The 12,971-nt window shown below is 45.7% G+C and carries 13 protein-coding genes; 6 read left to right on the top strand and 7 right to left on the bottom strand.

What is annotated here, in order from left to right; all coding sequences use genetic code 11:
* Position 1 precedes the first annotated feature (1 nt).
* From yidD to R7Q46_RS19570, 6 genes are all read right to left on the bottom strand, one after another.
* Positions 2–259, bottom strand: coding sequence for a membrane protein insertion efficiency factor YidD (gene yidD, locus R7Q46_RS19545; protein ID WP_005378822.1), 258 nt, complete (start codon positions 257–259; stop codon positions 2–4).
* Complete coding sequence (gene rnpA, locus R7Q46_RS19550) at positions 226–549, bottom strand: ribonuclease P protein component (protein ID WP_005394102.1); 324 nt, start codon at positions 547–549, stop codon at positions 226–228. The genes yidD and rnpA overlap by 34 nt, the downstream gene beginning before the upstream one ends.
* A 46-nt stretch (positions 550–595) precedes the next feature.
* On the bottom strand, positions 596–730 hold the full coding sequence (gene rpmH, locus R7Q46_RS19555; protein ID WP_005378825.1) for a 50S ribosomal protein L34: 135 nt from the start codon (positions 728–730) through the stop codon (positions 596–598).
* A 242-nt stretch (positions 731–972) separates the two neighbouring features.
* On the bottom strand, positions 973–1,710 hold the full coding sequence (locus R7Q46_RS19560; RefSeq protein WP_005378827.1) for an amino acid ABC transporter ATP-binding protein: 738 nt from the start codon (positions 1,708–1,710) through the stop codon (positions 973–975).
* Entirely contained in the window at positions 1,707–2,378 is a 672-nt protein-coding gene (locus R7Q46_RS19565; protein ID WP_005378829.1) for an amino acid ABC transporter permease, read from the bottom strand. Before R7Q46_RS19565 ends, R7Q46_RS19560 begins: the two co-directional genes overlap by 4 nt.
* 114 nt (positions 2,379–2,492) lie before the next feature.
* A complete protein-coding gene (locus tag R7Q46_RS19570; RefSeq protein ID WP_005378831.1) occupies positions 2,493–3,239 on the bottom strand; it encodes an amino acid ABC transporter substrate-binding protein in 747 nt (248 codons plus the stop codon).
* 412 nt (positions 3,240–3,651) lie between these two features.
* On the opposite strand from R7Q46_RS19570, the gene dnaA reads away from it, so the two are divergent.
* The 6 genes from dnaA to R7Q46_RS19600 all read left to right on the top strand — a co-directional run bounded on the left by dnaA (position 3,652) and on the right by R7Q46_RS19600 (position 11,472).
* Entirely contained in the window at positions 3,652–5,058 is a 1,407-nt protein-coding gene (dnaA, locus tag R7Q46_RS19575; protein WP_005378835.1) for a chromosomal replication initiator protein DnaA, read from the top strand.
* Between the two features lie 63 nt (positions 5,059–5,121).
* On the top strand, positions 5,122–6,222 hold the full coding sequence (gene dnaN / locus R7Q46_RS19580; RefSeq protein WP_005383830.1) for a DNA polymerase III subunit beta: 1,101 nt from the start codon (positions 5,122–5,124) through the stop codon (positions 6,220–6,222).
* Between the two features lie 8 nt (positions 6,223–6,230).
* Entirely contained in the window at positions 6,231–7,310 is a 1,080-nt protein-coding gene (gene recF / locus R7Q46_RS19585) for a DNA replication/repair protein RecF (protein ID WP_318077716.1), read from the top strand.
* A gap of 13 nt (positions 7,311–7,323) precedes the next feature.
* A complete protein-coding gene (gene gyrB / locus R7Q46_RS19590) occupies positions 7,324–9,741 on the top strand; it encodes a DNA topoisomerase (ATP-hydrolyzing) subunit B (protein WP_005378841.1) in 2,418 nt (805 codons plus the stop codon).
* Positions 9,742–10,084: 343 nt separating this feature from the next.
* Positions 10,085–10,501, top strand: a complete 417-nt coding sequence (locus R7Q46_RS19595; RefSeq protein WP_017821918.1) for a GreA/GreB family elongation factor — start codon at positions 10,085–10,087, stop codon at positions 10,499–10,501.
* A 533-nt stretch (positions 10,502–11,034) separates the two neighbouring features.
* Complete coding sequence (locus tag R7Q46_RS19600) at positions 11,035–11,472, top strand: Hsp20 family protein (protein WP_318077717.1); 438 nt, start codon at positions 11,035–11,037, stop codon at positions 11,470–11,472.
* Between the two features lie 127 nt (positions 11,473–11,599).
* On the opposite strand, the gene R7Q46_RS19605 is transcribed toward R7Q46_RS19600, so the two are convergent.
* Entirely contained in the window at positions 11,600–12,853 is a 1,254-nt protein-coding gene (locus R7Q46_RS19605; protein ID WP_017635592.1) for a valine--pyruvate transaminase, read from the bottom strand.
* Positions 12,854–12,971: the final 118 nt, after the last annotated feature.

The following is a 12,971-nucleotide window of genomic DNA, read 5'->3' on the forward strand; positions in this document are numbered from 1 at the left end:
GTTAGTTATCTCTGTCTTGTTTTTGGACTGGTGGAACGGGGTCATACCCCCCTTCATTCAAAGGGTGGCATTTTAATAGACGTTTGCCTGATAACCAACATCCTTTTACAAAACCGTGAGCTCTCAAAGCTTCTAGCGCGTAAGTGGAACAGGTTGGTGTGAACCGGCAACGAGGACCAATCAAAGGGCTGATAAACCAGCGATACAGATAAACGAGCCCAATGGCTATCCACGTGAAGGGCGAGACAGGCGTTGCCATAGCTTATCAAACAACTTAAAAATTTCCTCATTGCTTAAATCTTGCGCGCTTTTCTTCGCAATCACAACAAAATCTTTGTTTGGAAGCTGATGTTGATTGTTACGAAAGCTTTCACGAGCCAAACGCTTAAATCGGTTACGACCGACAGCCGTTTTGATTTGCTTTTTGGGAACCGCTAAACCTAATCGTGGGTGAGAAAGTTTGTTATTGCGAGCAATGATGGTGAAATGAGGCGAGCCAGCTCGATGAGCTTGCTGGAAGACGTTTTGATAATGCTCGGGAGTTAACAAACGTAACTCCCGATTAAACGCGTACGTGTTCAAAATAAACTAGCGATTATTTTGATAGGCGCGCACGGCCTTTTGCACGACGTGCGTTGATAACTTTACGACCGTTCTTAGTTGCCATGCGAGCACGGAAGCCGTGAGTACGCTTGCGCTTTAGAACTGTAGGTTGAAAAGTGCGTTTCATGATAATTACCTTTACTGATCAGTAGTTTTAGGTTCTTGTTAAACCCGGCGTGGGTATTTGCTTTCTTATATAAAGAAGCTCTTTATATAGAGAAGGACAACCGACGCCTCTCAACAAAGAGGCGGAATTGTAATCACACTCACATAATGTGTCAATGACTCAATGAGTACGAAATTCCGGCCGGGCGATTATACGTAGTGTGAGTAAAATCTCAAGGATCAATCGATCCTGATGCTTGATCGTTACTCTATTCCTACTTGGTTAAGGAATTTTTTCAAACGAGGATCTTGTGGATTATCGAAGATATCCTGTGGAGAACCTTGCTCAACGATATTGCCTTCCGCCATGAAGATCACTCTATCAGCTACTTCTTTCGCGAATTGCATCTCGTGCGTCACCACCAGCATGGTTTGATGCTGATTAGCTAACTTCTTCATTAATGAGAGAACTTCACCGACCCATTCAGGATCCAGCGCAGAAGTTGGTTCGTCAAACAACAGCAGTTCTGGTTGCAGCGCCATCGCTCGGCCGATACCCACGCGTTGTTGTTGGCCGCCAGATAATGCCGCTGGATAACTATCGCCTTTATCCCCAAGGCCGATGTCATCCAGAATTTGTTGCGCTCGTTTGAGAGCATCGGCTTTTTTCCAGCCTCGAACGGTCACTAGACCTTCGGCAATGTTCTGGCGCGCATTCATGTGGGCAAACAGGGCATAGTTTTGGAACACAAAGCCAGTTCGACGACGCAGCGCTAATACTTCGGCTTTAGTGTGTTTTTGAGTATCAACGGAGATGTCATCTATCGTGATACGACCTTCATCTGCTTGTTCTAGAAAGTTCACCGTACGCAGCAAGGTTGATTTACCCGTGCCACTTGAGCCGATAATCACGATGATCTCACCTTGCTTAATATCGAGGTCGATGCCTTTCAGCACTTCAGTCTCACCAAAACGTTTGTGAATATTTTCTAACTTAATCATCGTACGTACGCCTTATTCAGTTTTGCTTCTGCCCAGATTTGTACGCGAGTCAGAATCACCACCACTCCCCAGTAAATAAGAGCAACCGCAAGGAAAGCTTCAAAGAAACGGAAACTTGATGAGGCTTCCATCTGTGCTTTCGCCATGATTTCGGCCACACCAAGCGTGAAAGCGAGAGACGTTGACTTGATCATATCGATGAAATAGTTCATCAATGAAGGCAGTGCGACACGCGTTGCTTGAGGTAAAATCACTCGGCGCATTGCTTGGGATGTCGTCATACCGACCGATAAGCTCGCTTCCATTTGGCTGCGATCAATACCAATAATGGCGGCACGAATACTTTCCGCCATATAAGCGGCAAAGTGCAGCGTTAAACCGATAACCGCTGCTGAAAAGGCGTCGATACCGACCATCAATGGAAAAATTTGCGGTAAGCCGTAGTAAAGCAGGAAAAGCTGAACCAACAGTGGGGTGCCACGGAAGAAGCTGATGTACAGTTGGCTTAATTGATCCAGAACTGGCAGTTTAAATACGCGAATATTGGCTAAAATGACGGATAAAATCAGCGAAAACACCAATCCCCATGTCGCCATTTCCATGGTTGTGCCAAGATATTTCAGCAATATCGGCAACAGTTCCAACATGTAATTAAAGTCAAATCCCATACGGCTTACCTAAAGGCTAGAGAAAAGAAAAGGTGGAAAACAAGTTCCACCTTTACGTAAGTTTATTTTAGTCCGAGAGTGATACCACTTTGCGGCCTAAAGTACAAAGAGTTCTTATTTCGTGATGTCAGCGCCAAACCACTTCACGGAAATTTTCTCTACTGTACCATCTGCGCGCATCTCAGCCAGTGCTTTGTTTACTTCTTCTTGCAGCTTACGACCTTTCTCGTTGTCAACGAAAGGCCATGCGTTTTGAATGGTCTCAAACGGTTCACCTGCCAATTCCAGAGGAAGGCCAGTTTTCTTAATCAGCTCTAACGCAGAAAGACGATCCATTACAAACGCGTCTGCACGACCGAGCGCCACGTCATGTTCGATACCTGTGTCGTACGTTTTAATGTTGATCTTGCCGTCTTTGTCGTATTGACGCAGTAGTTGCTCAAAGTTAGAGCCTAGGTTGACCGCAACGGTTTTGCCCGCAAGATCGTCAACACCTTTGATGCTGTCGTTGCCTTTACGCACGGTAATTTGTGCGCCATCTACAACGTAAGGGTCAGCAAATAGGTATTTAGCTTTACGCTCATCAGTCATGGTGATTTGGTTGGAGATCGTATCGATACGACCGGTTTCTAAAAGACCAAATAAACCAGAGAAGTTGGCTGTTACGTATTCGATTTTGTAATCGTTACGTTTACCGATTTCATCCCACATGTCGACTTCAAAGCCTTGTAGCTTGTCTTGCTTTACAAAAGTAAACGGGAAGTAGCGACCTGACATACCAACTTTGACTTCAGTAGCGGCTTGTACGGTTGCTGCCGACAGTGCAATGGCTGCAACGGCAACCTTAATCCAGTTTTTCATAATACATCTCCATAATTTTATGGTTGGAAATACTACTGTTAGTTAGCTCAATTAAATAAATAACCAAGAGCAATAACCTAGACCTGTGAGTTATTAGATAATAGAAGAAGAATGTTAAATGTGACGAAAATGCGAACTGAACCTAGCGAAATGATCGACAAAATCAGCATTGGGAATAAAATAATACACAGACTTATCACCAATCGCTCGATCTTGTGAATTTTGCCCAATTGTGGATCGTTATGTGGGCAAATTTGGGGCAAGGTGTGTTGATCTCATCAAGTTTGCAGAAATAATTGTGAATAACTTGGATCTTATTCACTGGATCGTCGAGCAATCGCTGGCGATCTTGGTTATCAACAGGTAAAATTGCCAGTCTTTTCCGATAATTCAATTACTCAGTGGGGGCACCGTGTCATCTTCGCTTTGGCTGCAATGTTTGCAGCAGCTTCAAGAAGAGCTACCAGCTACAGAATTCAGCATGTGGGTTCGTCCGCTACAAGCGGAGCTCAATGACAATACTCTCACTCTATTCGCGCCAAACCGCTTTGTGTTGGACTGGGTGCGTGATAAGTATCTGAACAATATTACTCGCTTACTGCAGGAATACTGCGGTGGCGATATTCCTAACTTACGTTTTGAAGTGGGGAGCCGACCTGTCTCTGCACCAAAACCAGCGCCGACACGTACGCCTGCAGATGTGGCTGCCGAGTCATCTGCACCTGCGCAATTACAGGCGCGTAAGCCAGTACACAAAACCTGGGATGACGACGCTCAAGCGATTGCGGCTATCAATCACCGCTCAAACATGAACCCAAAACACAAGTTCGATAACTTTGTTGAAGGTAAGTCGAACCAACTGGGTTTGGCTGCGGCGCGTCAGGTATCGGATAACCCAGGTGCAGCTTACAACCCACTATTCCTATACGGCGGCACGGGTTTGGGTAAAACCCACTTATTGCATGCGGTGGGTAACGCGATTGTGGATAACAACCCGAACGCAAAAGTGGTCTACATGCACTCAGAACGTTTTGTGCAAGACATGGTGAAAGCGCTGCAAAACAATGCGATTGAAGAATTCAAACGCTACTACCGCAGCGTGGATGCGCTCCTTATCGATGACATCCAATTCTTTGCTAATAAAGAACGTTCACAAGAAGAATTCTTCCATACCTTCAACGCACTATTGGAAGGTAATCAGCAGATCATTCTAACGTCTGACCGTTATCCTAAAGAAATTAATGGCGTTGAAGATCGTCTTAAATCTCGCTTTGGTTGGGGTCTTACTGTTGCGATCGAGCCGCCTGAGCTTGAAACGCGTGTGGCGATCTTGATGAAAAAAGCTGAAGATCACCAAATCCACCTTGCTGATGAAGTGGCATTCTTCATTGCCAAGCGTCTGCGTTCGAACGTTCGTGAGCTAGAAGGTGCACTGAACCGTGTTATTGCGAACGCGAACTTTACTGGCCGTCCAATTACGATTGATTTTGTTCGTGAAGCGCTGCGCGATCTGCTTGCTCTACAAGAGAAGCTGGTGACGATCGATAACATTCAAAAGACCGTGGCGGAATACTACAAGATTAAAGTAGCGGACTTGCTGTCTAAGCGTCGTTCTCGTTCTGTAGCGCGTCCTCGTCAGCTGGCTATGGCGTTAGCAAAAGAACTAACCAACCATAGCTTGCCTGAAATTGGCGATGCGTTTGGGGGCCGAGATCATACGACCGTACTTCATGCTTGTCGCAAGATTGAGCAGCTGCGTGAAGAGAGCCACGACATTAAAGAAGATTACTCTAACTTGATTCGCACCCTGTCTTCGTAATCGGTTAGAATAACGGTATTCTAAGCAAATCATTTATTGAGCTGACAGCGTAAAGAGCCAAGCATGAAATTTACCATTGAACGTAGTCATTTAATCAAACCGCTACAGCAGGTTTCGGGCGCTTTAGGTGGCCGACCAACTCTGCCAATCCTGGGTAACCTACTTCTTAAAGTAGAAGAGAACGTATTGTCGATGACGGCAACCGATCTTGAAGTAGAGTTAGTAAGCAAAGTGACGCTAGAAGGTGATTTTGAAGCGGGCAGCATTACCGTTCCTTCGCGTAAGTTTCTCGATATCTGCCGTGGTTTACCGGACGATGCGATCATCACATTTGTATTAGAAGGTGATCGCGTACAAGTTCGCTCTGGTCGCAGCCGTTTCTCATTGGCAACGCTTCCTGCGAACGATTTCCCTAATATTGAAGACTGGCAAAGCGAAGTGGAAGTATCACTGAGCCAAGCCGATCTACGTACGCTGATCGACAAAACTCAGTTCTCGATGGCGAATCAAGACGTTCGTTACTACCTCAACGGCATGTTGTTTGAAATTGACGGCACCACGTTACGCAGCGTGGCGACGGACGGCCACCGTATGGCGGTATCGCAAACTCAGCTAGGTGCAGACTTTGCGCAGAAGCAAATCATCGTGCCACGCAAAGGTGTGCAAGAATTAGTAAAGTTGATGGATGCGCCAGAGCAGCCTGTAGTACTTCAGATCGGTAGCTCCAATGTTCGTGCTGAGGTGAATAACTTTACTTTTACCTCTAAGTTGGTTGATGGTCGTTTCCCTGACTACCGCCGTGTATTGCCTCAGAGCACCAATAAGACACTGATAGCAAGTTGTGACGAGTTGCGCCAAGCCTTCTCACGTGCTGCGATTCTATCCAATGAAAAATTCCGTGGTGTGCGCGTTAATCTGGCGGATACGGAAATGCGCATTACCGCTAACAACCCAGAGCAAGAAGAAGCAGAAGAAATGCTCGATGTCAGCTTTGAAGGTGATGCCATCGAAATTGGCTTTAACGTCAGTTACGTTCTTGATGTGCTGAACACTTTACGTTGTGAAAATGTACGCGTGTCGATGTCGGATGCTAATGCCAGTGCTTTGATTGAAAATGCCGATGACGACAGTGCCATGTATGTGGTGATGCCAATTCGTCTGTAAGCGAACGAATGCCTCTTTCTCGCCTTATTATTCAGCAATTTCGCAATATTAAAGCCTGTGATATTAAATTATCAGCAGGCTTTAACTTTCTTATTGGTCCTAATGGCAGTGGCAAAACCAGTGTCTTAGAAGCCGTGTATTTGTTAGGACATGGTCGGTCGTTCAAAAGTTCATTGACTGGCCGAGTGATTCAAAATGACTGTGATGAATTGTTTGTTCATGGTCGTTTTTTGAACTCGGATCAATTTGAGCTACCGATCGGCATTAATAAGCAGCGTGATGGTTCAACAGAGGTTAAAATAGGCGGTCAATCTGGACAAAAATTAGCGCAGTTGGCACAAGTTCTGCCTCTGCAGTTGATACACCCAGAAGGGTTTGATTTACTGACAGATGGCCCTAAACATCGTCGTGCGTTTATTGATTGGGGCGTGTTTCATACCGAGCCCGCTTTTTATCAAGCATGGGGAAGGTTCAAGCGCCTGAACAAGCAGCGCAACGCGTTGTTGAAAACCGCCAATAGTTATCGTGAGCTCAGTTATTGGGATCAGGAAATGGCAGGATTGGCTGAAAACATCAGCCAATGGCGAGCAAGTTACATCGAGCAGATGAAAACTGTCGCAGAAACTATCTGTCAGACATTTTTGCCAGAATTTGAGATCCAATTGAAGTATTATCGTGGCTGGGATAAAGACACTCCATACCACGAGATACTAGAAAAGAATTTTGAGCGTGATCAGGCATTGGGATACACCTTTAGTGGCCCAAACAAAGCTGATTTGCGCATTAAAGTGAACGGAACGCCCGTTGAAGATGTTCTGTCACGCGGTCAATTAAAACTCATGGTGTGTGCATTGCGTGTAGCGCAAGGGCAACACCTGACAGAGATGGCCGGTAAACAATGCATTTACCTAATTGATGACTTCGCGTCGGAATTAGATAGCCAACGTCGCAAGCGTCTTGCTGACTGCTTAAAAGAGACGGGCGCACAAGTATTTGTAAGCTCTATCACTGAAAGCCAAATCGCCGATATGTTGGACGATAACGGTAAATTGTTTCATGTGGAACATGGCAGGATAGAGTCAAACTAGAAGAGAGAAACTCATGTCTGAAAATTACGATTCATCGAGTATTAAGGTACTGAAGGGTCTGGATGCGGTACGTAAGCGTCCAGGAATGTACATCGGCGATACGGACGACGGCACCGGCCTTCACCACATGGTTTTCGAGGTGGTGGATAACTCAATTGATGAAGCGTTGGCAGGTCACTGTAAAGACATCGTTGTGACAATTCATGAGGATAACTCGGTTTCCGTTAGCGATGATGGTCGTGGCATTCCAACAGAAATCCACTCAGAGGAAAATGTCTCTGCAGCAGAAGTAATCATGACGGTTCTTCACGCGGGTGGTAAGTTCGACGATAACTCATACAAAGTATCGGGTGGTCTTCACGGGGTAGGTGTTTCAGTAGTAAACGCACTATCAGAGAAAGTTGAGCTAACGATTCATCGTGGTGGCCATATCCATACGCAAACCTACCGCCATGGTGAGCCTCAAGCGCCACTAGCCGTTGTGGGTGATACGGATAAAACCGGTACACAAATTCGTTTCTGGCCAAGTGCCGAAACGTTCTCTAACACTGAGTTCCACTATGACATTCTGGCGAAACGCCTGCGTGAACTGTCATTCCTGAACTCTGGTGTGTCGATCAAATTGGTTGATGAACGTGAAGCGGACAAACATGATCACTTCATGTATGAAGGTGGTATTCAAGCGTTCGTTGATCACCTAAACACCAACAAAACGCCAATCATCGAAAAAATCTTCCACTTTAACTCTGAGCGTGAAGACGGCATTTCAGTTGAAGTGGCGATGCAATGGAACGATGGTTTCCAAGAGAACATCTTCTGCTTTACCAACAATATCCCACAGCGTGATGGTGGTACTCACCTTGCTGGTTTCCGTGCTGCGCTAACACGTACATTGAACAGCTTTATGGATAAAGAAGGTTTCTCGAAGAAAGCGAAAACAGCGACTTCAGGCGACGATGCGCGTGAAGGTCTAACTGCGGTTGTTTCGGTGAAAGTGCCTGATCCTAAGTTCTCAAGCCAAACAAAAGACAAACTGGTTTCTTCTGAAGTGAAATCAGCTGTTGAGTCTGCAATGGGTGAAAAACTGTCTGAGTTCTTGATTGAGAACCCGACAGAAGCGAAGATGGTTTGTTCGAAAATCATCGATGCAGCACGTGCTCGTGAAGCAGCGCGTAAAGCTCGTGAAATGACGCGCCGTAAAGGTGCACTAGACCTAGCTGGCCTTCCAGGTAAACTTGCAGACTGTCAGGAAAAAGATCCGGCACTCTCTGAACTATACATAGTGGAGGGTGATTCGGCAGGCGGCTCCGCAAAACAAGGCCGTAACCGTAAGAACCAAGCAATCCTACCGCTAAAAGGTAAGATTCTTAACGTAGAAAAAGCACGTTTCGACAAGATGCTATCTTCTCAAGAAGTAGCAACACTGATCACCGCACTAGGTTGTGGTATCGGTCGTGACGAGTACAACCCGGACAAGCTTCGTTACCACAACATCATCATCATGACCGATGCCGATGTCGATGGTTCGCACATCCGTACGCTACTGTTGACCTTCTTCTACCGTCAAATGCCAGAGCTTATCGAGCGTGGCTATGTGTACATCGCTCAGCCACCACTATACAAAGTGAAAAAAGGCAAACAAGAGCAGTACATCAAAGATGAAGAAGCGATGAACCAATACCAAGTATCATTGGCTCTGGACAATGCATCGCTACACGTAAACGCAGAAGCACCAGCATTGGCTGGTGAAGCACTAGAGAAGCTTGTTCAACAGTACAATGCGGGTATTAAACTGGCGGAACGTATGAGCCGTCGTTACCCAAGTGCTTTGGTAAACGAGTTGATTTACACTCCTCGCCTAACGCCAGAGCAATGCCATGACGCATCAGTTGTGGAAGCGTGGACGAAGCAGCTTATTGAACAGCTGAATGCGAAAGAAGTGGGTGCAAGCCAGTACAGCTACGAAGTTGAGCAGCACGAAGAGCTAGGCTTAAACTTGCCTAAGATTGTGGTTCGTACTCACGGCGTGACGCACGAACATGCAATTAGCATCGACTTCCTAAACTCGAAAGAGTACGGCAAGTTGGCTGATCTATCAGAAGCACTTGATGGACTTCTGGAAGAAGGCGCGTACATCAAACGTGGTGAGCGTACTATGCCAGTGGCAAACTTTGCAGAAGCGCTTGACTGGTTAGTGAAAGAGTCAATGCGTGGCTTAAGCCGTCAGCGCTACAAAGGTCTAGGTGAGATGAACCCAGACCAACTTTGGGAAACCACCATGGACCCAGAAACTCGTCGTATGATGCAGGTAACGATTGAAGATGCGGTAGGCGCAGATCAACTGTTCACTACGCTAATGGGTGACCAAGTAGAACCTCGTCGTAACTTCATCGAAGAGAACGCACTGAAAGTAGCGAACCTAGACGTATAACGACACTGTTCGTGATAGTAAAAAGCAGCGAGAAATCGCTGCTTTTTTTGTTTTACCACCAGCTAAAATCGCCACTTTCTGCTAAAGCGGATGTTTTTCTGGTACTAACTGCCAACAACCCGATCAAGCCTGCCATTTTATTTCTGTTTTCTTTTTTTCTCGCCATTTTGTTCGCTTGAGCGTTTTTGCTTTCTTTTTTCTGCTCGCTATAGTGCTGAAGAGCTGATGAATAAGGAGACTAAGAAAATGGTGATGACTTTCCTGAACTAAGCCGGAAGTGATGCACTTCCGGTTCAATGCACTGAATTTATTTGTAAGACAAGGCATTAAGAAGGAAATAATCATGTTTGAACGCTGGTTCTCAGCGTACTGCTTGGCGCTGCGAACTTGGTGGTTAACCAGTCGCTTTTTAACCTATCAATCACCACTAAGGTTGTTATCGCTATTTGAAACCTGCGAGCAACAAGCCCATTGCCGTAACCGAACTCGTATTGCGGTTGGGGACACGGTTCGCTTAGTGGATGTTGAACGCGCCTATCAATATCGCATGACATTGGTCAGCTCGCGCAAGGGGCAACCCATGACAGGTATGCTCGCGGTCGATTCTTATTTGGGGTCTCGACTATTAGGTCGAGCTAAAAATGATGCGCTCGAAGTGGAAATTTTTAATCAGCGACGCTGCTTTGTGATTACTGAAATTGTTCATCAATCGCAACCACCAGCTCAGAAAATGCTGTGTGGTTGTCTGTTGTGCCAATAAATAGAGGTGAAGTCATGAGTAAGAAAGAAAAGAAACAACCGCAGTTGAGTCTAAAAGAAAAGCGCAAACTAAAGCAGGAAAAGGCGGCAGAAAAGGGCGTTGTAAAAGCGCGTAAATCCTCCCGCAAGTAAAGTGTAGATTGAGCCCTCCAGAACGGCGGGCTGTTTATCACTGATCGCGAAGTGATGAGAAACTAAGCTGTTCAAGGGGATAGTGGATGCTTTAAAAATTTTTTATTTTTTCCCTTGAAAGTCATTTTTGACGACCTTATATCTAGTTGTGAAGAGGGTGACTGGCTTGCTAGAGACTAGAAGACCAGCCCTCTTAAATCGCTAAAACGAGATCGCTCAGAAGAGGATATGGCGTTTTAGCACACAACTTAAACCTTTAGATTCAATATCATGTCTCCGAGCTAAACCAAGGCCAGTGGAATGATAAGAATCTCTTAGTTCGGCGTTGGTTTTTGCATAAACACGCCAGTAGGATGAAACTCATCTGAACTAAGACTATTGCTTAATTAAGAGGATAGATTTATGCGTAATGTAGATTTCTCACCACTATACCGTAATGCAATTGGCTTTGATCGTCTGCTAAACCTGATGGAAGCGAATACAGCGAAAAATACTTCTGGCGGTTACCCTCCATACAACATTGAGCAAAAAGACGAGCACAACTACCGTATTACTATGGCCGTTGCTGGCTTTGCTGAAGAACAGCTCGATCTGACTCAAAACGAAAACATGTTGATTGTGAAGGGCGAACGTAAAGCAGAAGAAGGTAAAAACTACGTTTACCAAGGTATTGCAGAACGTGATTTTGAACGTAAATTCCAGCTAGCGGATTACGTAAAAGTCGTGGGTGCATCAATGGAAAACGGTCTGCTTCATATCGATTTAGTTCGTGAAATCCCTGAAGCCATGCAACCACGTAAGATTGCTATCGGTGTCAACAACCTGATTGAGAACAACTAATCAGTTAACCACCCGGTTATAGAATGAGAAAGAGCGCCATATGGGCGCTCTTTTTAGTTTGGGGGTTTTCAAATCCGCTATTTCAAAGCCGTAATTTCAAAGAGAAGAACGGCTGAGTTCAATCCGTCTATTTACCTTCGCGGTAAGCCTTTTCCACTTCTTCAGCGATAATCGCAATGCCTTTTTGCATCATCTCATCATCTTGAACGTAGTTCATACGCAGGCATTGGTGCGCGTGATCCCACTCGTCTTGCTGACCAATAAAGAAATATTCACCAGGGACAATCAATACGCCACGCGCTTTCAAGCGTTGGTACAGTTCCATTGTTGTGATTGGCAGTTCATCAAACCATAACCACAAGAAGATAGCGCCTTCCGGCTTGTGGATGCGGAATCGCTCATCGGTAATTGCTTGTTGGAGCAGTTCAACCGCACGTTGTGATTTTTGCTTGTAGAACGGCTTAATCACCTCTGAACTCAGTTTAAGCAGATCACCTTTGCCAATTATATGGTTTGCCAGCGCTGGACCAACACTGCCCGGCGCTAGGCTGATGATGCCGTTCATATTGGTTAACGCTTGAGTGATTTCTTCACTCGCAATCACAATGCCACAACGCACGCCCGGTAAACCAAGCTTAGATAGGCTCATGCATAGGATGGTGTTTTCATTCCAGAACGGTTCGACATCTTCAAAGATGATGTTCGGGAAAGGTAGACCGTAGGCGTTATCGATGATCAGTGGGATGTTGTTCTCACGTGCTAGCTTGTCCAGCTTACGTACTTCTTCATCTGTCAGTACATTACCCGTTGGGTTAGTTGGGCGAGACGCGCAGATTGCCGCAACAGAGTCGTCGACGGCGAGTTGCTCAAAATCGACGTGGTATTTAAACAGGCCGTTATCTAACAGCTCGATTTCTGGGTGGTAAGAGATAAAGATATCTTCATCAATGCCAGCATCACCATAACCGATGTATTCAGGCGCGATAGGCAGTAGCACTTTCTTGTGCGAACCGTCTGGCTGTTTACCTGCCAACAAGTTGAACAAGTAGAAAAAGCCACTTTGGCTACCGTTAGTTAGGCTGATGTTTTTTTCGGAAATATCCCAGCCGTAAGTTTCACGGAATAACTGAGCTAGCGCTTTGACGAACGCGTCTTTACCCTGCGGGCCATCGTAGTTGGCGAGGGCGGCGACGAGCTCCCCACTGGCGAGCATTTCCTCACTGGCTTGGTGAAAGTAATCGAGCATGGCAGGAATGGCGGCAGGATTACCTCCACCGAGCATGATGGCACCTGGTGTGCGCAGACCATCATTCAAATCGTCCATTAACTGCGTAATACCTGAATACTGATTAAATTTTTCACCAAACTTTGAGAACTGCATGCTGACTTATACCTAATTCATTGTGATTGCTTTGTGTATGTTTATGCCGATGTTTTATCGGCTTATCGAGTAATCCTTGACCTTACCTCAATGTGTAATTAACGCAAAGTGTGAATTA

It is taken from the genome of Vibrio sp. 811, assembly GCF_033339195.1.